Consider the following 959-nt stretch of genomic DNA (forward strand, 5'->3'; position numbering starts at 1 on the left):
TTCTACGAGAGCGGCCTGCGCATCCTTGCCGACATGGCGGCAGCCGAGCAGGAGGCAGCGGCCGGTGCTTCACCGCGCGGACGTGTGCGCATTAACAGCTACGTGCCCTTCGGGGTGCATCGGCTGGTCCCGCTTCTGCCTCGGTTCCTGGAACGCTACCCCGAGATTTCGGTCGATCTGGTGCTGACCGACAGCGTCGTCGACCTGATGGCGGAGCGCGCCGATGTTGCCATCCGTGCCGGGCCATTGAGTGAGTCACGGCTGGTGGCGCGCAAGCTCGGGCAAAGCCCGGTGGTCGTTGTTGCAGCACCTTCTTACCTCGAGACGCACGGCATACCGCTGACGCCAGCCGATCTCGACAAACACAACCGCATGGGCTTCGGCTTCGTCAGGCACCTCGATGGCTGGCCGTTCCTCGACGCGGAAGGCCGCGTCATCATGATTCCGATCACCGGCAACACGCTGGTCAGCGATGGTGAGGCGATGCGGCTCATGGCACTGGCGGGCGCGGGCATCGCCCGGCTGGCGCGCTGGCATGTGGCGGAAGACATAGCGGCCGGCAGACTGGCGCCGCTGCTGGAGGCATTCAATCCGGGTGACGAGGAGCCGACCCACGCCGTCTATGTCGGCCAGGGCCGGCATCTGCCGGCGCGGGTGCGCGCCTTTCTCGATTTTCTGGGCGAGAGCGTCCGGCTGACCTGACATCTCCGGAGCCACGGCTCCCGAGATGTCAGCGTGGGCTGTATTTATGCTTTCGGCGTGAACGCCGCCGGACGGCGGCCCGCTGCCTGGCGCTCCAGCATCCAGCCTGGATATTCGGACGGCAGGGCGCTGACCTCGTCGAGACGAACCAGATCGTCGGTGTCGAGCTTCACCTCAGTGGCGGCAAGGTTCTGCTCCAGCTGCTCCATGCGGCTGGCGCCGATGATGACGCTCATCACGAAGGGCTTGGCCAGGAC

The 959-nt window shown here is 66.1% G+C and carries 2 protein-coding genes; one reads left to right on the forward strand and one right to left on the reverse strand.

Annotated elements, in window-relative coordinates; genetic code table 11:
* On the forward strand, positions 1-702 hold a 702-nt coding region (locus EN879_RS37255), incomplete at its 5' end, for a LysR substrate-binding domain-containing protein (protein WP_127274779.1).
* 44 nt (positions 703-746) lie between these two features.
* On the opposite strand, the gene EN879_RS37260 is transcribed toward EN879_RS37255, so the two are convergent.
* The coding region (locus EN879_RS37260; protein WP_164774909.1) for an aldo/keto reductase at positions 747-959 on the reverse strand (213 nt) is incomplete at its 5' end.

It is taken from the genome of Mesorhizobium sp. M7A.F.Ca.AU.002.02.1.1, assembly GCF_003998535.1.
In the GTDB taxonomy this organism is placed as follows: Bacteria; Pseudomonadota; Alphaproteobacteria; order Rhizobiales; family Rhizobiaceae; genus Mesorhizobium; species Mesorhizobium ciceri.